Below are 26,782 nucleotides of genomic sequence, written 5' to 3'. Positions count from 1 at the left end.
AGCTACATTTAAATAAATATAATACCCTACTGACTTACTATTCATTTAAATGTCCTTTATTAAAACTTTATTCTGCTTTTAAGAAGGCTCTGTAGCCTTTCATTGTTTCATAAATATCAACTTTACTTGCAACTTCCCATGGTGCATGCATATTATGAAGTGCTACTCCACAATCTATAACTTCCATATTGTACTGAGCTAAAATATAAGCTATAGTACCGCCACCACCTTGATCTACTTTTCCAAGTTCTGCAGTTTGATAAGATACATTCTCACTATCCATTACATCTCTAAGCCATGCCATAAATTCCGGATTGGCATCATTACAACCACTTTTACCTCTTGACCCAGTATATTTACTAAATACCAGTCCTCTCCCAAAGTATGCTGTATTTCTTTTTTCTGAAACATTTGGATAATTAGGATCATAAGCTACTGATACATCCGCTGATAACATTTTTGAATTTGATAGTCCACGTCTTAAATTAAGCTCAGAGTATTCCCCTGCTCTATCCATAAGTTCAGCTACTATATTTTCAAAGAATCTTGAATGCATTCCAGTTGCCCCTTGGCTTCCTACTTCTTCTTTATCCACTAGTAAAACTGCTGAAGTATATTCTACTTGGTCTAATTCTAGTAATGCCATTATAGATGTGTAAGCACAAACTCTATCATCTTGACCATAAGCCATAATCATGCTCTTATCTAATCCATAATCTCTTGATTTACCAGCTGGCACTACTTCTATTTCTGCTGACATAAAATCTGCTTCTTCAAAATCATACTTTTCTTTTAAAAGATTTAATATGTTCTTTTTAACAGCATCCTTTTCTTCACCTACAGCAGGTATGTTTCCAACTAATATGTTTAAATCTTCCCCTGCAATAACTTCATTTGCTTTCTTTTGTAGTTGCTCTCCAGCTAAATGGACTAAAAGGTCTGAAACTCCAATTACAGGATCATTATCATCTTCACCAATTACAACATCAATTTTAGTTCCATCTTTCTTAATAACAACTCCGTGTAATGATAAAGGAGTTGCAACCCATTGATATTTTTTAATTCCACCATAATAGTGAGTTTCCATTAAAGCTAGTTCTCCATCTTCATATAATGGATTTTGCTTTAAATCCAATCTTGGTGAATCTACATGTGATCCTATTATTCTCATACCATCTTTAATAGGATTTTTCCCGATTAAAAATGCTACTAATGTTTTATCTTTATTATTTGAGTACACTTTATCTCCTGGTTTTAAAGTTTCACTATTTTCTATTATTTCATCTAAATCCCTATATCCCATAGCTTCAATCATATCTATAGCAGTTAATACTGATTCCCTTTCTGTTTTACATACTGATGTATACTCTTTATAACCATTACAGAAATCAAATATTTCTTCTATTCCACTCTTATCATACTTTAACCAAGCATTCTTATCTTTATCACTCATATTTAACCCTCCTACATTTAAATATTATTTAGTCATTTTGTTAGTTTATTCCTCATCAGGTTTTCCCATTCTACTTTCTATAATATCTACAGGAGTAACTTCAGACATTAATGAATATCTGTAATTTACTGCGGCCGCTTCTATTATCACAGCTATATTCCTACCTGGTCTTACTGGAATTCTTAATCTTCTAACTTTAACACCTAGTATTTCTTGATATTCTTTATCAAGCCCTAATCTATCATAATCTCCATCATCTTTCCAGTGCTCAAAATGCATTATTAGTGTAACACCCTTTGATTGCAATATTGAACTTAACCCATACAACGATGATACATCTATAATACCTATTCCTCTAACCTCTAACATCCCTATAGTTATCTTAGGTGATGTTCCTATTAAGTCCCCATCAATTTCTCTAATATCTACTGCATCATCCGTTATAAGTCTATGGCCTCTTTTTATAAGTTCTAAAGCCGTTTCACTTTTACCTATACCACTTTCACCAGTTATTAAAATTCCAATTCCATAAACATCAACTAATACTCCGTGTAACCTTGTTTCTGGTGCAAGCTTATCTGCAAGATATATTGTAAGTTTGCTCATAAATTTAGTTGTTACAAGCTTACTTCTTAATATCCATATTTTATTTTTTTTAGCTGCTTTCATAACTTCCTCGTGGGGTTCTAACCCTCTTGTAATTATTAAACACTTTAAATTAAAGCTAAAATATTTATTAATTCTTTTTTTTCTTAGTTCTATTTGCATATCATCTAAAAAGCTCCACTCAGCCTTACCTATAACTTGTATTCTTTCTGGAGAAAAATAGTTGTAAAAACCTGCTAATTGTAACCCGGGTCTATTAATATCATTTACTGATACCATACTATCTTTTTCTCCTGATCCCAAAACTTCTAGATCAAAGTCTTTTATTAGTTTTTCTACTGTAACTGACATTCATCATCACCCTTTAATTATTAGTTTTATTTTTTTAAAGATGGTTTAACCGGATTATTTGGCTTAACTCCATCTAATTGAACTTTAAAATTCGACTTAATATTATCTATATATACTCTTCTTAGGTTTTCTTGTTCTACTTTTTCTTCTTCACTTAACCCTTCTTCTTTTGACTTCTTATATAACTCATTTATCATCTTTATTATATCATCTATTTTAGTATCTTTGTAATCCATATCATTTTCTCCTTTTTTTCCTTTTGTTTATTTATTATCTATGTATATATTTTACCTTCTATTTACTTTAATATCAACTTATAAAAATTCGACATTTTATATTTTTTACATTTTGTTACTTAAATTCCATTTTATTTAACATTTGTGGTAAGTTAGTTTTTTATCGACAAGGACTTTTTTATTTATTTTTTATTTACAGGATACCATTTGTAACTATTTGCATTTTTTTGTAGCTATTTGTAAAACGGTTTTGTTTTACATTTTTATCCTATTTGATATAATTATGTTACAAACAATAATATTTTGTAATATTTAAAGAGGTGATATTAATGATTAACCGTTCTCTTGAAAAAGATATAATAATAAGAAAAAAGCTTTTAAATTTTCTTTTAAAATTTTTTTCTCCACGAAATAGACTTATACTTTATCTTTCACAAAACTTAGACAGGCTAGTTTATACACGTCAAAAAATACTTTACATTAACCATATTAAAAATGAATCAACCCCTAATTGCCTAACTATATCCAAAGACTTAAAAAGGTTGAAAAAAATTGCTTAGATATATTTTAATATTTAATAAATTGTTTATAATTAAAAATAACTTATGAAATTTAAAACTTGCAAGGTTTTATTTTATCCTAGGTTATTTTTTATATTCAAAAATATAAAAAAACACCCCATATAAAATGAGGTGCTAAATGCATATGCTATTCCCGAAATGCCGGTGGCTTAGATATTCATACCTGCGTCTCGCAGGTGGGTTAAGCTCACTTTACGTCTGCCATCTTCTGCCGCTAAAAAGCGAATTTCTGAAGCCCGGCATATTTAAAAGCTATCGCAAATCCCGAATAATTAATGTAGGTTGAACATCTCAAGCTTAGCGCACATCCTAGGATTTAGTATGACTTTATTATAGCATATATTATTAATATTTCAAGTATATTTTTTAATTCAAAACTTAACTATATATATTAAATGAAATCCTTTACCGCTTCCTCTATTGTTAACGTATTCTCTCTTTCTGTAAATAATGCCATAAATTGAACAAAATTAGAATTTTTATTATCTATTTGGAATGCCATAAGTTCCCCTTCAATATCTATTTCTTCTACTATTTCTTCTACTATTTCTAATACTTCATCGTTTGCATAATCATAAAGATATGGTATAAAATACTCCGAGAACCATTCTTTACTTTCAAATTCATAATCACTTTCTTCATTTGAATAGGCTTTTGCCGCATTTAAAACTACATTATCAAAATCAAAATAGAACTTTACTAATACATGATCCTCTTCATTTTTTAATTCTTCAATTTCTGATAAACCATTTTTTTCTAATATGCTTAATATTTCTGTACTTTTCATATTTTTACACCCCTTAATATAATAATTTTTTATATTCTTTTTTTACAGCTATAAATTCTTTATCATCTTCTACAATATTTAGTTCTTCTTTTCCATCTATTTCATCCATTCTAAAAACAAAAACATCTTCTGATTCTTCATCATTCATTGGTGCTAATAAAAGATATCCCTGCTTTTCTAAATATATTTCAGCTATTGCTTCAAATTGCACCTTATTTCCATCTTCATCTAAGAATGTTCTTATAACTCTTTCTTCTTCTATTTCTACATTTGTTTCATCCATAATAATTATCTCCTCTTTAAACCTCTTTAAAATATTTTATTGTAATTATACTTTATTATTATCTTCGTTTCAACTTAAAATAACTATATCAGTCTTAATTATCTATTCATGTGATGTTAGTAAGATTCAAGTATTTTTCACAATACTTATTATAACTCTATATTATATTTTTTTGTGCCTTTTTTGTGCCTTTAAAAACTATTTTTAGTATAGTTTGTCTATACACATTTGCACAGTAGACTATTACATTTTCCTTTTTTTATTTCTATATTATATTTTTATTCAATATGCTCATCTTTAGAACTTTCTAAAATTAAAAATGCTAATAAGTATTTTTTACTTATTAGCATTTTTTACTATATTTAATAGTACCTTATTTATATTAGTATAATTGCATTCCCAACCTACCTATTCTTTTCTTACTGGTGCTTTACCCAATTCCCAACTTGCTTCCCTAATTCCTTCTCCGCATTTTATTATTGCAGTTATTTCTTTAGGAGAACTACTATCTCTTGATAACCCTGCATCTTGATATGCAGTAAATATAATATTTTGAACTGCAACAGCAGCACCATTTGTAAACTCTGTGTCAAAAACCTCTATTGTCATCTTGTTATATGATGCATCTATTATTTTAAAATTATCTTTTATTTGAATATTATTATTAATTTGTGAAGTTACTAAATTCTTAGCCTTCTCTATTGCTTGATTAACATCCTTCACATCTACATATGTAACATTAGGATATTGTGCATTAAATTCTTCTGTCTTTTTAAGTTCCTCTTCTTTGTATTTTTCAATTCTTTCATCTTGCTTTTTCTTTTCCGATGCATATACATCTTTAACTATATCCTTGCACTCATCGCTAAAACTTTCATAATCACCTACAAAATTAGTGCTATCATATGGATTTAATACTTGTCCCTCACTATATAATTTAACTAATCCTTTGCAATCTTCTGGTACCCAACTCTTCATTGAATCCCCTTTATCTTTAAATAATTCACCAATTGAAGAATACTCAACCTTTAATTCTTTATTCGGAATTCTTGTATCAATATTATAAGCTACTATTAGTGTTAATAATAGTATTGGTAAAGCTATATAAATCTTTTTATTTCTAAATTTCTTATTAAATATAGAAATAAAACTCACTATTAATAAAATTGCAAATACTACAAATACTACTCTCGCCAAAAATAAATTCATGTTTTTACCCCTCCCTTTTTTTACCTTGTACCATTATATTACTATATAACTCAAAAAAGTAGAAGACTTAACCGATAGTTAATTCCATATAAAACAAAAAAGGCTAGAAAATAAAGATTTCTCTCTACTTTCTAGCCCTTGAATTATATTGTTTTAATGAAATTTAATACAGCTTGGCAAGTATCGTATCTACTTGCCCCACTTATGAATTTAGTACAATATCCTGTAAATTCTCCTTGCTTTCCGCCTATGCAATATACATTTTTTATTCTTGAAAAGTCATAAGGTGTATTTTTTGAAATTGTAGCACATTGTAATTTATCTGCTAAATACTCTGCACCTCTTTTGTCTATGTCATTTCCGAATACTACTATATTTTCCACTTTAATTTCCTCCTCTATTTTTGTATTATTTTCTGTTAATGAAATTGAATTATCTATACCATTTGCTATTGCTCTTGCAACTCTATTCATTCCAACTCTTTTATAAATTTCTGCATCCTTTTCGTGGATGAAGCACACCTCTATGATCATGGTAGGAAAATCAATTCCGACCGTTTCAGCCAAATCATCCCTAATCTTTATACCCCTATTTGTAAAACCTAAACTTTGCAAATTAGAAAGTATTTTGTTTGCATAAGGTAAAATAGTCCTATCCATAGATGATGTTAGTATTTCACAGCCATATGCACCTCTAGTAGAGTTGAAATGGATACTAAAGAATAAATATGCACCACTACTATTAGCCTTAGCTACTCCTATATTCCATTCTTCCCCCCCTATCCCATCACCAGGATAGCAAGAAACTATTTTGTGTCCTTTTTCTATTAATAACCTATTAACTTCTTTTAATAAAGGTTCATTTTCTATTATTTCATTTAGCACATCACTTGCTCCAGGACTTGCTTTTGTATGCCCTTGTCTGTTTGCTATTATCATAATATTTTCCTCCTCATATTTTTTAAAAAAATAAAAGAACAGTATTTCTACTGCTCCTAGATTAACTATTCTTTAATATCTAAATTATCTAATTTATCTGTATATACCTTTAACCCCTTTGTAAGCCATGTTGGTAATTTAGCCCCGCACTCTACTAAGTTTTCTACTATGCTAGAGAGCTCTTTAAATATCATTACTAAAAGTACCACAAATACTATAAAACTAGTTATTGGTACTAGTTTAGATGCTAATATGCAAAGAATTAATAAGATTAATTCTGCTAAACTTCCAAACATACCATCCCGTAGTGATCTACTCTTAAAGCCACCTTTTTTCCAAGCCTTAATTACTCCAGTAATTATGTCTGTAGCCACAAGAATTGTGAATATATAATAGATAGTTTCCAGTGTTATTTGTTCTTTTAATTTTAATAAAAATTCCATTTCCATTTTTAATACCTTCTTTCTTTATTATTTTTCAACATAAAAAGAGAACAGATTTCTCTGCTCTCTCTACTTTTATATTTAATAATTTTTATCTTTTAATCCAATTCTCACTTTGAGTCAATTGCTATTTCCTTATTTATCTCTTTATCATTTATTACATTCACACTTGAAGTATTTGAAAACATTTTTTTATATACATATGATGATATTTTTACCGCTGTATCATCTATATACTTACAATAATAGTATGATATTATAAATATTAATATCATAGATAGTACAAATGTTAAAATAAACGCTTTGTTATATCCAAAATACGGTAATGCACTAGTAAATAAAGTTCCTGAGAAAGAGCATATTATAATTAGGTGAATTAGATACATTGAGAATGATATCTCTCCTAAATAATTCAATACCTTACTAGAAAAAAATGAAATCAATAATTTTGAATTCATAATTGCTATCATTAATAAAACTGCTCCTAATGTACGATAAAAAACACCTGGATTAAAAGTTTCTATACTGATATATTTATAAATTGTATTATCTGTTGGTACTAACGGATATGATCCTAAAAACAATCCTAATACTAAGCATATACTACAAGTAGCCCGTCCCTTTAACTTCCTCATAATTTCATAATTGCTATTATAACAATCACTTAACATCATACCTAATATAAATGCAAGGTAATAAGTTTTCGCGAAGTATATTGCGATTATAGTATAAAAAATATACCTTTTTTTAGATTTACCAAATATACTTGCTAAGCTAAACACCAAAAACGATCCTAAAAATTCATATCCCATAGTCCACAAACTTGTATTATATGAAAAATCTGATGCTACAAAAACTCCATATGTTCCTTGTTTTAACATACCCATTAGGCTTGGTTCAAAGTCATAAGTTGTAGCTAACCAATTTGATGATAGTGTTATTTTTGAAACTTCAATATTATTAAAAATAGATAATTTCATAAAAACATAAGCAATAGACACTATAACCAAAACTGGAATCATTAACCTTATATACCTCTTACACGCTCCAGCCGTAATGTATTCCGAATCCTTTGTGACAAAAAATTTATTTGTTAAAACGTATCCACTCAAAACAAAAAATATACATACTGCGAAGTTTCCATTGAAAAATATATTAAAAGGAGTACTTGCTAAAGTTGTTTCTAAAGCATACCCAGTATGTCTTAATTCATCACTTCTAGAAAATATTGCTGGATAAAATGCTAATATATAATGCTGAATCACTACTACTAATGCAGCTAATCCTCTAAGTCCGTCAAAATAACGTATTTTACCTTTCAATTCAACACCCCCTCCAAAAAAAATTACATTTTTATTGTAGCATGTCTGATATTATCGGTCAATAATAATCCAGTTACTTGTTCTGACCCTATTATACTTTCAAATTCTTCTTGTGTTATTTGCTTTTTATTAACTATACCTTTCAAATAACCTCATCTTCTTTTCGCATAATCCACATATTTTTTTAAATTATACATTTTATAAAACCTTCATTAATAAGTTTTCTAATGCTACAATTCTTTCCTCTATACTCGGACTAGAAATTGGTATTTTTATTTTAATTAGTCTCGTTTCATACTCTTCTTGAGTTAATATTTCAACTTTTTTATTATCATATCCTGCATTTTCAGCATTTTCATACATAACCTTTTCGCTATTTTCAGAACCATCTACTATAGTAGTTGTATTTTTAACTACACAATACTTCATTTTTTAACCTCCATTTTTTTAAAAAGCTTCTACTTTCATTTGTATTTCTACTCCACCAGGCAATGTTCCAGTACCTGTCCACTCTAAAGAGAAACCTGTTTCACTTACACTTGAAATAGTTGCAAAATTATAGGTGTTTCCACTGTGCAAACAAATTATTTGATTTTTAGAAAATGTAGGTGCGATTGCATCACTCCCATATTTAAATAAGCATAAACTATCCTTACCATCATAGCTCCCATCGCTAGTATAATTTTTTAAATTTGTTCCTGCCAACTGAGCTAATATCCTTATAAATTTAGGCCTAAATCCTAATTCTACAATTTGAAGTCCATTTATATTTGTACTTCGACTAACAAGTATAACCTTTACCTGTCTAGTTCTTCTAAGTGATTCTTCAACTGTTTTTCCATCTTTACAAAATACCTGCTCGGCTTTTGTCTTAAAATGTATTTCATCAAAATCTGCGCCATTATCTACTTGATATATAGCATTTTTAATTGCCATACTAATCACTCCTTTTTTAAATTAATTTAACCCATATCCTACCCACTAATTGTCCAATAGGTCTACTCGCTGAGGTTATTATCTGTGTACCATCTTTTCCTGCTATTCCTGCAGCTCCATCTTTTCCTGCTATTCCTTGAACTCCAGTATCACCTTTAGGCCCTTGTAATCCATTTGCCCCACTTGCCCCTTTTGCTCCAGTGTCTCCTTTAAAGCCTTGTGGTCCAGTTACGCCTATAACTCCGATATCCCCTTTAAGTCCCTGAGTACCAGTATCTCCTTTTAAACCTTGCTGTCCAGTTGCTCCCTTATCTCCTTTCTCACCTTTTAAACCTGGTGTTCCGGTTAATCCTATATCTCCCTTATCTCCTTTAGCTCCTTGAATACCTCGATCCCCGACAATACCAATATCCCCTTTATCGCCCTTGATTCCTTGTTGACCAACTAATCCTGGTATTCCATTTGCGCCAATATCTCCCTTAGGTCCTTGTAAATCTACAACCATCTGAAATGCCTCAATAAAAACTTTATCGCCTAAGGTTAAAGGAGTTTTAAACTGAATTCCATTTCCTCTAAATTGATTTATAATTCTATTTGACAATCTAACTCCATTTAGATAGATGGCTATAGCATTAACATTGAGAGGATAAGTATATCCATCATTCCATTCAAACAATGTCTGCCCAGCCATAGCTATAAAATGTTGATGAAAAACAATATAACTTTGTGTACTTCCTACTGCTCCTTGAATCCCTTGTGCTCCTACATCTCCTTTATCGCCATTGACACCTTTTATTCCCTGATTTCCTTGAACTCCCTTTTCTCCAGTTGCTCCTTTTAATCCGGTGTCCCCTTTTGAACCTTGAACTCCTGTTAACCCTATTTCTCCTCTTAATCCTTGTAACCCTTGAGATCCCGTTGCTCCTATATCACCTTTTGGTCCTTTTATATTTTGAATACTTGGATTTTGTAAAGAATTATTAATTTCCCAGCTTATCTCTCCATTAGAGGAAATAGTAGGTTTCCATATCTTTTGCACTGTATTATTCTCGTTTGATAAACCCGAAACATCGCTGTTAATTTGTTCTAATACAGACCCTTCTATAGTTCCTACAACAACTTCTATAGTTAACTTGCTTTCATATATTTCCCGAACTTCCGTTACTCTTAAATTATTAACTCCAAAGTTATTTTTTATAGTCACTAAATCTCCTAAATTCCAATCCTTTTCATATACTAAATTATTATTTAAAACTGTAGATTCTGTATTGAAAACATAATCTAACTCACTTAGCTTAGTTAACCCTCTATCCTCTAACTTATCACTTTCTGCTATATCTCTAGCATCTATAAATATCTCTCTTCTATCTAATTCACTTGCATCCTTTTTTCTTACTTCTATTATTTCTCGTTCAACACCTTCTCCACGTCCGCCTACATACCCTATATTTTTATATAGTAATGAACTACTTTTATGAATAGCTTTAGACACATTATCGAAGTTACTTGAAAATATAATTCTAGAATTCACATCTTGACTTTCAGTTCTATTTATCCCAACTTCAACATCAAATATAAATTTCTTTTCCTTCTGATCTAAATATACAAACCAACCTAATCCAGCATTTTTTGATATACCCTCAATTTCTGAAATTAGGTTTTTGTATCTACTTTGCCATTTTACATTTCTACCTCTATTTTTATTAGGAGCTATTACTAAATTCGATATTTTTCTATTCTTATCTACTGGGGTTATACAATTAACCTGTATATAGTGCTTTATAACCTCTTCTGCTGAGCCTTTAAATTCATCATAAGAAAGTCCTATAGGTGGAACTGTTACTCTTCTTTCTAATATGCTTTTTATATCTCTACCTTTTGCTATTATCTGCCCCTTTTCTTCATTAATTTCTATTTCTTCTATTATCATAGATTTATATTTACTCAAATAAATATAATTGCCTTCACTTAGAAGATATGTGTACTTTATAGGAGCAACAAGTTGAAATTCCTTTGCTTGAAAGAAGTTTCTTACAAAATAAAAAGAGATATAATCTTCTATATCTCCTAAAAATGTAAAATCACTATTTAATATCTTTAAGGTACTTCTATCCATATATCTCCCACCTTACTACCTGCCGGTCTCGTATTTTGTATATAAATTCCTCTAATACTTTTCCCTTGCATATTTACAAACCAATCCTGCCATAATTCCTTGTACTCTGCCCACTGTGAATTAAATAAATCCCACATATTTTGCAGATCATCTTTCCCTAAGAAATCCATGTATCCACATATTTCTTTTTGACCTCTCTCATCTTCAATATTTACAGTTGAACCTTGTATTTTTATCTTAGCTAACGATAATTCATACTTAGAATTATTTCTAGTTAAAACCGGTGGAGCCGATACCGTTCCTTGAAGTACATATACACTTAAAGTTCTGTTAATTATATCTAATCCAATTACTACTCTGTCTATCCTTGTTACATTAATAGATATAGACTTTGTAAGTTCTGTTGAATTTAAATATAAATAACCATTAATGCAAGCACTTCCTACCATAATACCTACTTGATTATTACTCTTCTTTATAACTCTTAACGAATCTTTAGATGGATTAATCCCATTTCCTATAAATGTTTTAAAATAATTTGCAAAATCCTCTGATTTATATTTCCTATCTCCATTTACGCTATTAAAAAAGCCTCCAAACTCTGACATAACTGCACTCCCTTTTTATAATCCAAAATAATGGCATTTATATTTAATCACGACACTTTGTGGTAGATAATCGCCTTCTGTTGAATAGCTTATTAAGTTTCTTCCTGCATCTAAATCAAAGAAACTGCTATCTACATCTATATAATGATAAGCTTGGTATCTACCATCTTCTCTTATAACTTCTACTGCTTTATTTCCAAAAGCTGTTCTAATATAAAGAGTTTCATTATCCGCAATTATCTTATTAATCTTTATAAACTTATCCTTTAATATAATAGTAGGATTTAATGCTGGCCCTTTAAAGAAAATTTCAAGTGGTGCTTCTATATTTCCATAATTAATAATTTCTATTTCATTTATCCCTCTTCTAGCAAACTCTATACCTAAAGAATTAAGCTCTAATTCAAATTCAACACCATCTTCCCAAGTTTCAATATTATAAGCCGTTTCGTTCTGATCTCTCCAAAATGGATTGAAACACTCGAATGAAGCCTTAAATGAAAGACTATAATCATTATTAGTTTTGTAGTCTTCAGAATAAATAGGAGTCCCATCTAAATTACCGGTTATCTCTTTATTTATACTTTTATCTGTACACTTAATAATCAATTCATCCAATGGATTTAATACATCATCTATATTTCTTTGTAACGATTGAACTTCCATTCTATCATTCCCAAGGATAATAGCTTGTATCTCAATATTTCTTTCTTCTAGTGATGATGATAAAAGAGATGAACCATATTGATTCACCCCTTTAACTTTATTAAATGTAGCAGGTATATTCCCCTGGGAAAAACTAGTTATTAGAACTCCACTTTCATATACATAGGATTCTAATGTAACTTGCTTATTAGTTCTTTTATTTATAATATCTATTATCATATAGTCCCCCTATGCAAATCTTAAATCTTTCATAGCTTTTTTGCTAGCTTTAGCAACCTCATATGGACTTTCTACCTTTCCATAAAAATTATTAATTACATTTACATCACTACTTTCAATACCACTTCCTTGGTTAACCTCTTTATTCTCATTAGCAGTTAGAACTCTTTCCCCTTTATGCAATCTTGCTACATACCCATCAAACGGAACATAATTCAAACCATTATAATGATATCCATCATATCCATTCCCTGCTTCTGTCCCCACCTTCTCTGCATTACTAGAGGCTTCTGCATTACTAGTAAATAACCAGTCGAAAAATCCCTTTATAGAATCCCAAGCTCTGTCATACCCATTTTTTATTTCTCCTGTTTGAAGGTCTACTTCCCTTGATATACCTGGGGTTGCATTTTCAATCTCTTTTCTAACACCCTCACAAGCTTCACCAGCTTTAGTTATTTGTTCTTCCTTAGTCTCCTTAGCCTTTGTTATCATGTCATCATATTCAGTGTCAGTAATATATCCTGCTTCTTTTAATCTTGAAGCTTGTTTTACAATGCCATCATATTTCTCATTAGCTGCACTGATTTCACCATCTCTTGCCTCATTTGCTTTTGTTATCATCTCTGATGCCATTTCTGCACTTAATCTACCTTGATAATCTTTCATTCTTTGTTTTATTACTGCGGCTTCCTGTTCGGTTTGACTCAATGTGCTTACTGCATTATTTTTCATTTGTTCTTGTAATGATCCAATTTCAGTTAGCTCACTTTCTTTTAACTGCCTATTCTCATTTTTAGCTGTAGTATATATTTCAGTTATTCTTTTCATAGAGGCATCAACTGTTGCTTGTTGCGCATTGTGACTTTCTTGTGTTTTTGCTAAAACCTGTGCTTCTCTTATTTCAGTTAAACTACTATTTTCCACAAAAAAGTTAGTTAAATCCGTATTCATTTCAGTAAACTTAGTTGCTTGGGAAGTCTTTATCGTTTCACCCATAGCATTAAATTGACCTATCATACTCGTTGCCATTTCGGTTGTTACCACTTCTTGGTTAATTTTTTGACTATATAAAGCTTTAGTAACATTATCATCCATATCTACATAAGCTTGTACAGCCGTTTGAGTTGCTTCGCTTATTTTAGTTGTTTCTACTTGAGTTGTTGTTGCCATAGAGGAATAACCATTACCCACAATAGCAGTTGTATACTCTACTTTATCTGCAAATAGATCCACTGTTGGAATAACATCCTCAGACATTGTTTTATGAATTCCATATGCAGCCGCACCAATTACCACTGCCCCCGCAACAAAAGGTGCCGCCACAACTGCCATACCTCCAAGTTCCACTAACAATCCACCAATCCCTGTTGCTCCTGCTGCTGCACCTGCAGTTGTTGTAAGTGTAGTTGTTGCTGCACCCGCTACTGCTGTGCCTGTTTCAAATAACCCTAAAGCTTTTGTTGTTCCACCTAAAATAGATTTAAAACTTGCAAAAGTTTGTATTCCTCCACCAACCATTTTCAATACTGGTCCTACTACAAGTGCTATTGCACCCCACTTAAGCATGTTTTCTTGTTGCTCTGAAGATAATCCACTAAACTTTTCTGCAAGTCCACTTATTACCTCTGCTATTTTAGTGAATGCTGGTACCAACGCTATTCCTAGCTCTATTCCAGCATTTTTCATTTTATTTATAGCACCCTTCATTTGTTCTGCTGGTGATGCATCAATCTTCTCAAATGCAGCTTGTGTTGCACCTGCACTTATACCCATAGCCTTTAGCATCTCATCATATTCAGCCCCTGCCCCACTAGCAAGTACCATTGCAGCACTACCAGCTTCTGTACTACCAAACATATCTTTCAAAGACATCCCATTCTCTTCTGCATGTTTTGTTAACTTAGCTAATATCTCTGTTGTAGAGGTACCTTCTTTCTTTAAATCTGCAAATCCCTTTCCTGATAAGTCTCTTAAAACTTTATCTGATTTACTACCAGCTGTGGTTAATTCTCCTAGCATAGATTTCACATAAGTCCCAGCTTCACTTGTAGCTATACCATTCTTAGTCATAAGTGCATAAGCTGCGCTTAGTTCTTCTATACCATAATTAGCAGCACTAGCAATTGGAATAACCGAACCCATACTAGATGCTAATTCATCTACTGTAGTTTTTCCTAAGTTTTGAGTAGTGGTTAATAAATCTGCTATTCTTGTAGCATCCTCTGTTTTAAGTTTATATCCATTTATTGCAGTAGTCATAACATCTACTGCTTTAGCACCTGTGGTAAACCCACCTTTAGCAAGTTTCATAGCCTCTGTAGTAAATCCTACAGCTCTAGATTGATCCACACCCGCTGATATAGATTCGTATACAGCATCACTAAATTCACCGACTGCTACTTTACTGTCACTACTTGCTTTTAATATATCTTTCTTATAAGTATTAAAATCCCCTTTACTACTATCCAACAAGGTTGAAACTTTAGCAAAGTCACTTTCAAAATCTACTGCCATTTTGCCCACCGCTAATCCTAGCCCAGCGATAGGTACTGATACAAACTTTGTAAGGTTCCCTCCAACTTTAGATAGATTTTCTCCAACTTTAGTTACATTAGCAAGTTCTTTACTAATCTTTTTAGCTTCTACAACACCAGCAGTTGATGCTTTAGACATATCGTTTTTAAACCCTGCTACATCTGCCTTTATATCAACCATTAAAGGAGCTAATGCAATACCGCTTAACCCCAATTATTTCACCCCCTTATTTTGATGTTCTCTAATAGCTTTTAGATCTGCTTTAGTTTGATTTAATCTCCATAGAGTTTTAAGGAACTCCCGCCCCTCTTCAGTCCTATTCCAACTATCTACCCAACTCTCTTTTCTGTATAGTAAATATAAAGAATATGGAAGGTTTAAAACATCATTAAAATTCATACCTGTATAAATGGAAATTCTTCTTATTTCACTTGTACATGATACATAAGCCTCTTCCCATTTTTCCGATGTAATATATTTATTGGCTATTGCTCTCCCTATATCTCCATCCGGTATAGGGATTTTTAGTTTGGGTCATTATCAGCCTTATATACAAGGCTAGTTATTTCTTTAATTATTATATCTTGTAGTTTGAATGGAATTTCATCTACTTCTTCCATCGTAAATATCCTATTAGATGCATTATTATTCAGTATAATATGAGCTGTTTTACCCCTTGTATCTAAATAATTTTCTTCTGTAACCTTTTGCTCAAGTTTTGATATTTCTTTAGTTAACCTTGCAGTTGGTTGCAATACCTCTACTATTTCACCATTAATTTTTATATCTACACTTTGTTTTAAATATTTATCTAAATCTATCATCATGAATTCCTCCTTAAATTTAAAGAGAGAGTGCTAATCACGCTCTCTTTTATTTCCTTTTCTGCAGTTTTAAAGCTTTCAACTTATTGTACTTTTAATTATATTACTGCTTTAGCGACTTCTACTGGTGCTTTAACCTCGTCTTCTAATTCCTCTTCAAACTCTGCTAAAAAGTTTTTGATATATTCAATAGCTGTTATTTCTGCATCTACTGTAACTTCCTTATCAGCAAATTCTAAAGCAAATCCATTTCCACCTTGCCCAATCATTGTGAATCTTATTTTTTTACCACTTTCTTTAGTGTGTACAAATCTTATAAGAACAGTTTTTAAAGGTCCTCCACCACCAAAAGTAAGTTTTCTAACTTTCTTTTCAGTATCTTCTTTAATTTTCGCTGTAGATAATAAAGCTAACCTTTCTAAATCCCAACTTAAAATACCAGTCTTAGTTGTTATTTCTTCTTTTGTTATAAAACTCTTAACTGTATTTCCATATTGATTTTTAACCTCATATTTTTCTGGCTTATAATCAATAGAGAATCCACCTGAGCAATGCCCAACGTTATGGTCTTCTTTTTCAACCTCAGCATGTTCTGGTATAGCCTCCGCTGAAAATTCATACATATATACTTCTCCAGCACCTAAAAGTATTTCATCTTTTAATGACATTCTTTATCCCTCCATTTAGTAATAAAGATGCAGGACACTTCCCACATCTGAATTGAATCATTATACAAAGAACCTCCACCAGCTAAACCACTTCTTAATACTATGTTGTGGTCCACTATTGAAGGTTCTTTATTTTTCATATCTAATTTTTTTAATATCTTTTCTCTTAGATCTAAAGCATTGTCAAAATCATAATCTATAATTTTAACTTCAACTTGGCTTTCTTTAATTACCCCACCGTTGATAGGTGTTATTGAGTATGTTATATATGGTGGCTTTCCTATACCAAATACAGGTGTAACCTTTAAGCCTGTTATTTCTTTCAATATATTTTTAATTGCTATTTCTAACATCTAAACACCTGCCAATATCCTGGATATTTTATCTTTGTTTTTTAATTTTGCTTTATCTAAAAAAGGTTGAGGTTTTTGCCCTTCTGTTATGTGCCACCCTTTATACTTACCAACCTTTACTTCATATTTCCATGGTGTCTTTCTACCATTACCACCAATAGCATATATTCCAGTCCCTTGGTGCACATAAGGGGCTATTTCAGAACTACTAAATACAGTCCCTACTATTTGATTAGCTGTTATGTCAACATTATGCGTAATACTCGCTCTAAGTGGCCCTTGATCTATTGGACACCCAATTTTTGCATCTCGCTCAACAACTAAACAAGCCTTATTCATATTTCTTGCTACATCTTGTATAATCTTAAGAGTTGCCTTTTCTATACTTCTTACAAAGTCTTGATTATTAGACATTTGTATCAACCACCTTTAGTAATAAAGAGTTTAATCTCCCCTTAGGATTAGCACTAGTAACCTCATATACAACATTATTTTCAACTAACCTATTTATACCTTCCTTAATATCTTTGCTAAATGTAAGCCCTGTATGACTACTAGCATTATATCTAATACTTTGAGTGTTTAAAGTATCATTAGTTTTATATATAGCAACTAATATTTCTTTAACATCTTTCCACTCATTTCTCTCTGCTCCACTTGGACTTTCTTCAATATATTTAACTTGTAATTTAACTTTTTTCATTTCAGAATTTATACCCACACTATCACCTCGGTAATTTTCTAAACCTTTTTAACTTTCTTAAAATATCTTTAGGTAGATCATCTAGAAAACTTTGACTAACACCACTATAACTTTCACTTGATAAAGCTTCTGACCCTAATTTATTAGCTTTAATAACAACTATATCTTTTATTATACTAATACATCCCTTTGGTGGTATTGAACCCTCTTCAGTGTTTGTATAATCTTGAACTTCTATAATTGCATCTTCTATTAGATCTAATAATAATTTTTCATCCATTTCATTTAAGCCTGGTCTTAATCTTACTGATTCTAATATAATATTTTTCACACAATCACATCCTAATATAAAAAGTGCTCATTGTGAGCACCTTTCTTACTATACTATTTAAGGTGTAACAACTACTGGTTCTGGTTTAGTTGTTACAGTATTAGTTACTTCTACTCTTGTTGGTGCAATATCTCCTGTAGCTACTACTGTATGATGTAATACTGCAATAGCATCTTCTCTTAATACTTTAGCACCATACTTACATAATCCTCTAATACCATCTGCAAAAGAACTTTGAAGTCTCATTGCTTCCATTTCATCTAATTGTTTTGCAGCGCCTATAGCCGACTTATGATGTGCGATGATTTGATCTACTGGTTTCTCTTCAGTAGATATTACTTGCATACCATTTATTACTTGACCTTCAACTATACCATTTACTAATACATTAGGATTCGATGTAAATCTTCTATCTTTTGCTAACAATCCTAGTATCGCTGAATCTACTGTTACAAATCTATCTGTCTTAGGTGTCTTATTCTTCCCTAAAATTGTTCCAAGGTCGACAATATAGTCATAAACATTAGTTGATGAAACTTTAAATTTATTTGATTTAGAACCTAATACATTCACTGATTTAACCCCTGTTGCTAATGTTAATAATACATCTCTATCATATGTTTCTGCTAAAACTGCTGAATGTTCTTCTGTAGTTGCTGCCATTACATCTCCTGCTAATTGAACTCTATCAACATCATGTAAACTAAATGCAAAATACTTCTCTTTATCAAAAGTCATTTCCACTGGAGTTGTGTCAATTTCATCCCATGAAACTGTTCCTATATAATCTTTCACTGATCCTGATCCAACTCTATTGAATATTATTTTATTTCCATCAATCTTAGCTGGTTTAGTTGATATTGCATCTGCAATTGATACTGAGTGGAAGTTTGCAAGTAAAGCACCTTCCCATAATGTTTTCTTAAAATTTGCTACTGTCATTTTACATTCCTTCTTTCATCATTATTTTTTCATGGCCATAAATTGTGCTGCTACCTCTTCTGCTGTCATAGTGTCTGAATTGTTCATTAAAGTTTCATAAGTGTTATTAACTTGTGCTCCTCCATTATTAGCCGGTGTTTTGCCTGCTATGGTTTCCTCAAATAAATCCTTATAAGTTTCTTTAATTCCCTTAAATTGTTCATCTAACCCAGTGATCTTTCCATCCTCTGCAACAATAAGCTTTTCTCTATCAAATTTACTAGCAAGTAAATCACTATGCTTAGCTTTATTTGTAGCTAATACCTTGTCTATTGCTGTATTAATAGTTAGATTCTTTATCTTAGCATCACTATCAGTTTTAAGTGTTGCTATCGTTCCCTCACGAGTTTTTATAGTTGCTTGTAATATCTCATTGTCCTTGTTATTCTTCTTCAAATCAGTAATAGTTGTATTAGCCGTATTAAGTTGCCCTTCTGTATCTTCTTTCTGCCCTTTAAGCTTGTTATACCTTTCATCTGCATTTTCTAAACTAGTAGTATAAATCTTATTAGTTACCATTCCTGCCATCACTGCTTTAATTTGCTCTTCTGTAAGACCCTGTGCTTTTAATAACTCTTCCATTTCCATTCCTCCATTTACGCTTTTTACAAGTGTAGCTCTTGTAATGTAGTTGTGGCATTTATTCTTTTACGCCTGTAATAACCACTAAAAAGGCATAATAAAAAGCACCTAGTTACCTAAGTGCTTTTCCCATTTGATTTATCCATTTCAATTTTTAGAATTTTTCTTAATTTATCAGCTTTTATATTCTCTCCTAGAGTTATATAGTTCTTAATATCTAACATAAGCTTTCTTGCCTTTGGAGTATTAATACATACTAAATATTTCTTATTACAGTTAGGACATTCAAAATATGTTTCTGTTATCATTGCTCCTAGATATTTTTCTTTTAACATATCTTGTTTAGGTTCAAATTCTTTATTACATTCTTTGCATATTATATTCATTTTACCTCCTAACATTAAGAAATATCACACTAAATTCAACTTTTATTTTCGATACTTTTAAAACCTAAAGCTTTGATTTTTTTACCATTACTTAAATTCCAATCAAAGTAATCATGTTCTATAGTATATACTTTCCCAAATTGTGAAAGTAATGTTTGAACTTTTTCTTTATAATATATTTCTTTCAATAATCTATCTAAACTGCACGTTGCAATATTAGGATTAGTTGCAATCTTGTAACTATTAATTTTTTCATTAATTTTATTTATTCCATATTGATTGTATTTACTTACTATATCTTGCATATATTTAAAAGCTTCTTCGAACTTCCCTTGTGACGTATATATATCAACTAAAAACATTCTTTTCTCTATCTCATCGTTGTCTAAGTCTTTATAATTTAAAGACTTAAGCATATATTTTTCAAAGTTTATTGTATTATTAGACCTATAATATGCCACCGCTAGTTTAACATACACCCTACTAATATCTTCTTGTTCAATATTCAAAACTTTTCCAAATTTATTTTCTGCTAATACAGTTAGACATTTTTGGTAATATATTATAATTAAGGAATCATTATAATTATTATTAGCTATCCCTAGCCTATATTCCTCTTCTGCTTTTAGCATATTAATATAAAATAAAGAACAATTTTTTATATCATTCATATCCTTTTTCATTTCAGATATTTCCTTTAATTCTTCTTTTATATTTAAAGTATCAGTATCAATTATACCTATTTTGTTATTTAAGTTACTTAACTTGTCTTTTACTTTAGACATTAAATTCTCTACTTCTTTAGTTTTCAAAAATTGAAATAAGTTTACTGTAACTACTAATACAGTGAAAAATATTGCAGACACTGCAATTATATTAGATATTGAACTAGCTTCAGAAATTTTTGGAGCTTCAATTACTATTACATTGGAAAAAATTCGTATAGTCATAGTTACTAAAATTAATATACCTATGTAAACTATACTTTCGACCCATCTATTTTCTTTTTCTTTTTTATTGTTAACTAGTAATGAACATATTACGCTAACTATAGCAGCTATAATATAAATACCTATTGAACTATTTGAAAACCAAGCAATTAATTCATTCATTATATCACCTCTCAAACTATATAATTCTCCAAACTGATTATATATCCTTTTTTTGCGTACATAAAGCATTTATATTTAATATATTCGCTAAATGAGTCTTTTAACGACGAACTGAAAAAGTAAGGGTTTAAGCCATTTGTAAGCTATGGATTTTAATAAATTCATAGCTTTTGGTTTACTAAAACTAAACTTTATTATTAAAATCCACTATTTCGCGTTGCTCAACACGAAACAAATTAATATTTCAACATCATAGCTGCCTTAGCAGGTATGACAAAAGCACCTACAATTGCAAGTGCTTAAATCTTAACTAATTCTTTCTTCTTTTCCTCTTTATCTTTTAAATATTTATCATAAGCCTTTTTCATATCTTCTGGAGCATCTTTTCTTATACCATCTAATTCACCATCATCATTTGTAGTTATATAATCCCAAAATATCGGTCTTTCTATCATGCCATCATCACCTTTACTATTTTAATAATTTCTTTACTCAATATTGAAGCTTTATCTCCGTTACCAAAGTAATCTGAAAACGCTTCTGCCATACATTCTGATGCATCCGATAAAGCATACCCTGAAATATTATTTTTTAATTCTGCATTCTTAATTCCTTTTCCTTCTGGTAACTTCTTAACATTTTTACAAGCATCTGAAACAATAGTTTTAGCTATAGTGCATCCATTCCAATACTCTATTTTTTGACTATCAAAGTCTAAACCTTTGCCTTTAATTAGATATGCTTCTACAGCATGACCTAATTCATGAACTCCACTTATTTCATATGTTGTCCCTTTTGGATGGAATCCACTAGCTACATCTTTTAAATATATATTTTTGATTTTATTCTGTTCTTTATAATAGGCTGGATTAAATGATATTTTAGTCATATCCAATGCAGTATTAATAGGACTGCAAGACATCATCCCACTTTTAGAAGTATATAACTCACTTACAAACCCCTTAATTTGTGGAAATTCATTAAATACATCCTGCATACTCACACAAGTTTCTTTCACTGCTTCAAAGTCTAATGACTTAACATCATTAGTTATCTTAATTTCTAATATATTTTTCAAGCTAATTTCTAATTCATCAAAGTTCTTAGCATCTTTAATCTTATTATCACCTTTTTTATCAGATAAGTCAACAACTGGTAAATAGGTGCATCTGCAATTTGCATGTAATGGTAATGTAGGTCTATCTTTTATTTTATATACTTTCCCATGCTTTGCTCCACACACTTCACAAGTTCTTTCATCTTGTGCAGCCCATACCTCAACCTCTTCACATCCACCATCTTTATATCCTTTAAATGCACTCTCATTTAAATAATGCATTGTTTCAGTTCTTATAAGCCTATGAGATACATTAAATCCACTATTCATCCTGTTATTTAACTGTATAGCCATTTCTGTTATTGTCTTTCCTTGTGTAATACCATTTGTAATAATATCATTAAGATTAGTAGCTAACACTTGTGTATTCTTCCATAGTCTTTCTGAAAAACTACTTCCAAGCCATGGTCTATCCATCATTTCTTCCATTACCTTCTTTGGGACCTTAGCAAACTCTGTTTTACCTAGTTCAACCATAACACTGGAATAAGTTTCTCTAAACCCTTGTTGCATATTATCTTTTCCAAACTTCTCTACTGATTCCCCAAGTTCTCTAATAACATTCTCCATATTACTTTGTAAATCAGTAAGTCTTGCAAACTTATGCATATCACTTAACATAGGTGTTGATGTTTTTAATTTCTCTGCAACCTTATATAATTCCTCTGATATATTAAGACTAGCTTCCTGGTACATTTCTAACAATGCTTTATTCTTTTGCTCTAAGTCATTATATGTTTTCCAAGTTCCATTAGCTATTCTTTGTTCCCAATACTCACTACTCTTCATTTGCCCCATCACCTACTAGTGGTATTTTATCCTGGAATGGTAGATTAGCCTTAGTTTGTTCTTCTAATGCTTTTTTCTCGTCCTCAATGTTTTTAACCCACGGATGATTCCCTATAATAGTTTTATCACTTATAGTTCCTTTACTGTTATTACAGTTAGTGATTACTTCAGTTTCATTAATCTGCATATCTCTATTAAATATTACTTCCACATCAATATCTTTATAATTGCCTTTACTAGTTTCTGACAGATATATATTTATAAAATATAAAAGACTTTCTATACTCATTTTAAATTCAACCTCTAATGAATTACATTTTAAATCTAATCCACTATACATAAACTTAAGTGCAACTCCTGAAGGTGATGATCCAAACTTATCTAAATCTTTATTTACGCTTTGTCCATCTTCTACCAAATCTCTCTTAAGTTGTTCATAATGTTCCTTTAATGCAGTAATATCCATCTGTGGAGTTAATGTATCTACTCCACCATCTTCTATATCATCTATTAGTATAGCTCTATTTTCATTTAAATTTTTCATGAACTCATTTATATCTTCTCCACCGTATCCCTTTAGAATATAAATTAAATTCTTAACCTCTTCTACATAATTAGCTGCTTCACTTCTACTCAAGTCATATGCGTCAAGCAAAGATTTAACAAACTTAATATCTGGTAACTCTATTCTATTATTTTTGAATTGTACGAACGGGACCTTTCCCCAGGCAAACCATTCATCACCTTTCTTATAATGTGCTATTGGCCCATTGTTATCATAATTCTTCTCCATATATGGAATTAAAGAATTATTATCTAGCTTATAATAATTTACTCCATCCTCTGTCCATACCTCAACATTTGTTATAGTCTTTCTTCTATCATACTCCCAAGCAACTGTTTCATATACTCTAATCATACTATCTAATTCCATGTGACTATTGTCTTTCCATATTGGAATACATTGCTCACTTGGTATAATCATTGTGTTAAATTTCCCTTTTTCATCTATATAAGCTTGTAGCCATGCTATTCCTTTATTACTACATTCATAACCTAGCCCTGTAATTTTATATTGAAATTTCTTTCCTAATATCTCCTTGATATTATTTAAGTAATTTTCATCATCACATTTAAGACTATAATCCCTAGTAAGTAAATATGCTACTTTTTCATCAACCATATTTTTATATTTAGAATGTGCTAGCTTATTATTAGCCTTGTATGTTTCTTCTATTTCAGCACCTTTAACTCTTTTAGTTATTTTTCTTGAGAAAATATCATTATCAACCTTATAATATTTATCCCCTACCAACATCCACCTTTTCTTATCCGAATTATTGAATTCTTTAATTAATGTTGTTATCTTCCTATCATTTAAGCTATTATCTTGTATCGCTAACATTCCTGACTTCACTCCCTTTCTTACTTTATTCCATATATCTTTAATTCCCACCTTAACACCTCACTGTATAGTCATATATTATAGTTTTTGATTACGATATTTTAACCTAGTAAATTCAACACTTATAACATAGTCAAAACTAATAATCATTACACTATTCAAAATATTGCTAAAATGTTTTAAGTCCACTACCTTTTATATCTGATACTTCATAATCATCTAGTGCATACCAAATAGCACTTAGTGTATGAGGATCTATATTAAATTCATCTTCTATTGGGTCTCCAGTTTTAGGATCTATTTTAAAAGTTAACTCTTTTAGTTCCTCCATTGTACTTATACAACTATCTGAACATATTATCTTTTTAAACCTCTTCACCTTTTTAGTGTACATAGACCTAGAACCTGCAAATTTTTTACAACTTCTCATTCTGAACCCTTCTTGCTTATAATATTTAATCGCCTTAGGTTCTGCACAATCTGCTTTTATTAATTCTCTACTTTCCTTAAACTCTTCAATATCTTTTGCAATCTCTGGATCTGTTTTATTCTTACTATAATATTCCCAATATATATATAGAATTTTTTCATCATGATCCACTGCTAATCTAACTACTGCATTATAAGAAGTTACAAATCCAAAATCCATACCATTTCTAAGTAATGGATTCTTTATATCTTTAATGGCTTTCATAACATCTTCTTTAGCTGCTACTTCAAATTGTGGGAATACTAATAATCCATTTATTCCGAATTTTCCTTTTCTAGCTATCCTCCACAAATCCGGATCATGTTGTTTTAATTCATCTAATGTTTCAACATATTCAGCAGGTACAAAATAATTATCATCAACTACTGAATGATGATAATATGTTTTTCCTTTTACTATTTTCCTTTTTTTATATAGCTCTTCATCGTTTAGTATATGAATATTCTTTTTCTTATCTTCAAAGAAATGTTTATAACACCAATTACTTTTACTAACTGGATTAGTTGATAAAATAATATGATTACTTAACTTTGGATGTCTTAGTCTTCCTGTAAGTTCCTTAAACCCTGCATACTTAACTTCACTACATTCTTCTATCCAAACAATAGATACTCCGTTTAATGACTTTAACTTAGCTGGTTTATCCATACCTTTAAATATTATCTTTGACCCATTAGCAAACCTTACTCTCATAGGTGATTCAGTAAACTTAATTATACTTTCATCTAATCCTAGTGCTAATGCAACCTCTTCAAGTAATGAGTAACATGAATCTCTTAAAGTATCAAATACTTCTCTTACAACTAATGCTGTTCTTTTTTCTTCTAATAGTTTCTTTATAACTTTAACTGCAACGTGATAACTCTTTGAACTTCCATATCCTCCAACTACAAAATAATACTTCTGATTCCACTCGTCTATAAAATCATAGAAGTGATCATTTAGTGCAAATGTTATTGACTCCTCTACTTTACTCATTATTATTACTAGCCTTTATAAACTCTATTTTTATCGGACCTGTATCATCTTTCTTAGTTAACTTATCTACTTCACCTTTTAACTTATCTACTCTTAGCTTTTGCGCTTCTGTTGCACTATCCCAATTCTTGTGAAGTAATTCCTCATAGGTTCTAATCATATTCATTAATGTTTGTACACTTTTTGATTGAGCTACTAAGAACCTCTCTTGTTTATCCCAAGCAAATTGTATTTCATATTCTATATCTTCACTCTCCATTTTTGCATCAACATATGATTTCTTTTTCTTAACTTCTTTACTAATATCATTATGAGTTTTAACATGCATAATCTTTTGACTTCTAATTATTGCTGTAAACTGAATCTGTATATTAGTCCACAGTATATCCAATGAGCTCATACCACTTTCCACAATTTCATCCATTATTTTTTCTGTTACCCTTGGTAAATACTTTGATAAGAATTTCTTGGATGCAAATCTCTCCTCAGGTATTCTGTTTCCATGTTTAAAGGCATTAAGATTTCCTCCTGGAGCTCCTCCACTATTTCCAATTGCATTTTTATTATTCTTTGGTGCACCTCTTTCATTTTTTTTTATTCCTAACTGTTCATTCCATTTATCTTGACTCTTCCAAGTTCTTATATTAGCTGCACTTTCTTTTAAATTTTCTGCTATAGCCTTTGGTGTTATATCTCCTTCTTTGCTCTTATATAGTTCAAATGCCTTATCTCTATTAGGATTTCTTTTTCTTGCCATTTATACTTCACCTC

The 26,782-nt window shown here is 30.6% G+C and carries 32 protein-coding genes; all 32 read right to left on the bottom strand.

Annotation, left to right across the window (positions count from 1 at the left end; all coding sequences use genetic code 11):
• Nucleotides 1-67: 67 nt before the first annotated feature.
• Complete coding sequence (locus BLS77_RS01830; protein WP_089965221.1) at nucleotides 68-1,453, bottom strand: aminopeptidase; 1,386 nt, start codon at nucleotides 1,451-1,453, stop codon at nucleotides 68-70.
• 45 nt (nucleotides 1,454-1,498) lie between these two features.
• Nucleotides 1,499-2,410, bottom strand: coding sequence for an HPr(Ser) kinase/phosphatase (hprK, locus tag BLS77_RS01825; RefSeq protein ID WP_089965219.1), 912 nt, complete (start codon nucleotides 2,408-2,410; stop codon nucleotides 1,499-1,501).
• Nucleotides 2,411-2,436: 26 nt separating this feature from the next.
• Nucleotides 2,437-2,646 (bottom strand): DUF896 domain-containing protein, encoded by a 210-nt coding sequence (locus BLS77_RS01820; RefSeq protein WP_089965217.1) that lies wholly within the window; start codon nucleotides 2,644-2,646, stop codon nucleotides 2,437-2,439.
• Nucleotides 2,647-3,618: 972 nt separating this feature from the next.
• Nucleotides 3,619-4,014, bottom strand: a complete 396-nt coding sequence (locus tag BLS77_RS01810) for a hypothetical protein (protein WP_089965213.1) — start codon at nucleotides 4,012-4,014, stop codon at nucleotides 3,619-3,621.
• A gap of 13 nt (nucleotides 4,015-4,027) precedes the next feature.
• Nucleotides 4,028-4,297: a DUF1292 domain-containing protein gene (locus BLS77_RS01805; RefSeq protein WP_089965211.1), complete on the bottom strand. Its 270-nt coding sequence runs from the start codon at nucleotides 4,295-4,297 to the stop codon at nucleotides 4,028-4,030.
• Between the two features lie 408 nt (nucleotides 4,298-4,705).
• Nucleotides 4,706-5,506, bottom strand: coding sequence for a hypothetical protein (locus BLS77_RS01800; protein ID WP_089965209.1), 801 nt, complete (start codon nucleotides 5,504-5,506; stop codon nucleotides 4,706-4,708).
• Nucleotides 5,507-5,649: 143 nt separating this feature from the next.
• Complete coding sequence (locus BLS77_RS01795) at nucleotides 5,650-6,444, bottom strand: N-acetylmuramoyl-L-alanine amidase (protein WP_089965207.1); 795 nt, start codon at nucleotides 6,442-6,444, stop codon at nucleotides 5,650-5,652.
• Between the two features lie 65 nt (nucleotides 6,445-6,509).
• A complete protein-coding gene (locus tag BLS77_RS01790; RefSeq protein ID WP_089965205.1) occupies nucleotides 6,510-6,893 on the bottom strand; it encodes a phage holin family protein in 384 nt (127 codons plus the stop codon).
• Nucleotides 6,894-6,997: 104 nt separating this feature from the next.
• A complete protein-coding gene (locus BLS77_RS01785) occupies nucleotides 6,998-8,209 on the bottom strand; it encodes an acyltransferase family protein (RefSeq protein ID WP_175490738.1) in 1,212 nt (403 codons plus the stop codon).
• A 23-nt stretch (nucleotides 8,210-8,232) separates the two neighbouring features.
• Entirely contained in the window at nucleotides 8,233-8,355 is a 123-nt protein-coding gene (locus BLS77_RS20480) for a hypothetical protein (RefSeq protein WP_278336632.1), read from the bottom strand.
• Between the two features lie 52 nt (nucleotides 8,356-8,407).
• The gene (locus BLS77_RS01780) at nucleotides 8,408-8,638 is read right to left on the bottom strand and encodes a hypothetical protein (protein WP_089965202.1); all 231 of its coding nucleotides are present in this window, start codon (nucleotides 8,636-8,638) and stop codon (nucleotides 8,408-8,410) included.
• Between the two features lie 18 nt (nucleotides 8,639-8,656).
• Nucleotides 8,657-9,145, bottom strand: a complete 489-nt coding sequence (locus BLS77_RS01775; RefSeq protein WP_089965200.1) for a hypothetical protein — start codon at nucleotides 9,143-9,145, stop codon at nucleotides 8,657-8,659.
• 16 nt (nucleotides 9,146-9,161) lie between these two features.
• Nucleotides 9,162-11,261, bottom strand: coding sequence for a Gp37-like protein (locus tag BLS77_RS01770; protein WP_089965198.1), 2,100 nt, complete (start codon nucleotides 11,259-11,261; stop codon nucleotides 9,162-9,164).
• Entirely contained in the window at nucleotides 11,243-11,869 is a 627-nt protein-coding gene (locus BLS77_RS01765) for a hypothetical protein (RefSeq protein ID WP_089965196.1), read from the bottom strand. Before BLS77_RS01765 ends, BLS77_RS01770 begins: the two co-directional genes overlap by 19 nt.
• Nucleotides 11,870-11,884: 15 nt before the next feature.
• Nucleotides 11,885-12,754: a phage distal tail protein gene (locus tag BLS77_RS01760; protein ID WP_089965194.1), complete on the bottom strand. Its 870-nt coding sequence runs from the start codon at nucleotides 12,752-12,754 to the stop codon at nucleotides 11,885-11,887.
• A 9-nt stretch (nucleotides 12,755-12,763) separates the two neighbouring features.
• The gene (locus BLS77_RS01755; protein ID WP_089965192.1) at nucleotides 12,764-15,505 is read right to left on the bottom strand and encodes a phage tail tape measure protein; all 2,742 of its coding nucleotides are present in this window, start codon (nucleotides 15,503-15,505) and stop codon (nucleotides 12,764-12,766) included.
• Nucleotides 15,506-15,691, bottom strand: a complete 186-nt coding sequence (locus BLS77_RS20195) for a hypothetical protein (RefSeq protein WP_207720392.1) — start codon at nucleotides 15,689-15,691, stop codon at nucleotides 15,506-15,508.
• Between the two features lie 125 nt (nucleotides 15,692-15,816).
• Nucleotides 15,817-16,116: a hypothetical protein gene (locus BLS77_RS01745; RefSeq protein ID WP_089965189.1), complete on the bottom strand. Its 300-nt coding sequence runs from the start codon at nucleotides 16,114-16,116 to the stop codon at nucleotides 15,817-15,819.
• A gap of 98 nt (nucleotides 16,117-16,214) precedes the next feature.
• Complete coding sequence (locus BLS77_RS01740) at nucleotides 16,215-16,784, bottom strand: hypothetical protein (protein ID WP_089965187.1); 570 nt, start codon at nucleotides 16,782-16,784, stop codon at nucleotides 16,215-16,217.
• Complete coding sequence (locus tag BLS77_RS01735; RefSeq protein ID WP_089965186.1) at nucleotides 16,775-17,137, bottom strand: hypothetical protein; 363 nt, start codon at nucleotides 17,135-17,137, stop codon at nucleotides 16,775-16,777. The genes BLS77_RS01740 and BLS77_RS01735 overlap by 10 nt, the downstream gene beginning before the upstream one ends.
• Nucleotides 17,138-17,551 (bottom strand): HK97 gp10 family phage protein, encoded by a 414-nt coding sequence (locus BLS77_RS01730; RefSeq protein ID WP_089965184.1) that lies wholly within the window; start codon nucleotides 17,549-17,551, stop codon nucleotides 17,138-17,140. It lies immediately after the preceding gene.
• Nucleotides 17,544-17,840: a hypothetical protein gene (locus BLS77_RS01725; protein WP_089966494.1), complete on the bottom strand. Its 297-nt coding sequence runs from the start codon at nucleotides 17,838-17,840 to the stop codon at nucleotides 17,544-17,546. The genes BLS77_RS01730 and BLS77_RS01725 overlap by 8 nt, the downstream gene beginning before the upstream one ends.
• Nucleotides 17,841-17,862: 22 nt before the next feature.
• Nucleotides 17,863-18,171 (bottom strand): phage head-tail connector protein, encoded by a 309-nt coding sequence (locus tag BLS77_RS01720; protein WP_089965182.1) that lies wholly within the window; start codon nucleotides 18,169-18,171, stop codon nucleotides 17,863-17,865.
• 57 nt (nucleotides 18,172-18,228) lie between these two features.
• Nucleotides 18,229-19,113 (bottom strand): phage capsid protein, encoded by an 885-nt coding sequence (locus BLS77_RS01715; protein ID WP_242873913.1) that lies wholly within the window; start codon nucleotides 19,111-19,113, stop codon nucleotides 18,229-18,231.
• 21 nt (nucleotides 19,114-19,134) lie between these two features.
• On the bottom strand, nucleotides 19,135-19,734 hold the full coding sequence (locus BLS77_RS01710; RefSeq protein ID WP_242873912.1) for a phage scaffolding protein: 600 nt from the start codon (nucleotides 19,732-19,734) through the stop codon (nucleotides 19,135-19,137).
• 116 nt (nucleotides 19,735-19,850) lie between these two features.
• On the bottom strand, nucleotides 19,851-20,120 hold the full coding sequence (locus BLS77_RS01705) for a hypothetical protein (RefSeq protein ID WP_089965179.1): 270 nt from the start codon (nucleotides 20,118-20,120) through the stop codon (nucleotides 19,851-19,853).
• Between the two features lie 35 nt (nucleotides 20,121-20,155).
• Entirely contained in the window at nucleotides 20,156-21,232 is a 1,077-nt protein-coding gene (locus BLS77_RS01700; protein WP_089965178.1) for a tetratricopeptide repeat protein, read from the bottom strand.
• 299 nt (nucleotides 21,233-21,531) lie between these two features.
• Nucleotides 21,532-21,687, bottom strand: coding sequence for a hypothetical protein (locus tag BLS77_RS19680; protein WP_175490737.1), 156 nt, complete (start codon nucleotides 21,685-21,687; stop codon nucleotides 21,532-21,534).
• Entirely contained in the window at nucleotides 21,684-23,138 is a 1,455-nt protein-coding gene (locus tag BLS77_RS01695) for a minor capsid protein (protein ID WP_089965176.1), read from the bottom strand. Before BLS77_RS01695 ends, BLS77_RS19680 begins: the two co-directional genes overlap by 4 nt.
• Entirely contained in the window at nucleotides 23,128-24,594 is a 1,467-nt protein-coding gene (locus tag BLS77_RS01690) for a phage portal protein (protein WP_242873911.1), read from the bottom strand. Before BLS77_RS01690 ends, BLS77_RS01695 begins: the two co-directional genes overlap by 11 nt.
• Before the next feature lie 118 nt (nucleotides 24,595-24,712).
• Nucleotides 24,713-26,011: a PBSX family phage terminase large subunit gene (locus tag BLS77_RS01685; RefSeq protein WP_089965174.1), complete on the bottom strand. Its 1,299-nt coding sequence runs from the start codon at nucleotides 26,009-26,011 to the stop codon at nucleotides 24,713-24,715.
• Nucleotides 26,004-26,768 carry a phage terminase small subunit gene (gene terS, locus BLS77_RS01680; RefSeq protein ID WP_089965173.1) on the bottom strand — a complete coding sequence of 255 codons (765 nt, stop codon included), beginning with the start codon at nucleotides 26,766-26,768 and terminating at the stop codon, nucleotides 26,004-26,006. The genes BLS77_RS01685 and terS overlap by 8 nt, the downstream gene beginning before the upstream one ends.
• Nucleotides 26,769-26,782: the final 14 nt, after the last annotated feature.

The organism is Clostridium gasigenes (assembly GCF_900104115.1).
GTDB lineage: Bacteria > Bacillota > Clostridia > Clostridiales > Clostridiaceae > Clostridium > Clostridium gasigenes.
Note: the sequence above shows the minus strand (reverse complement) of the source record. Positions and strands in the feature narration are given on the sequence as shown.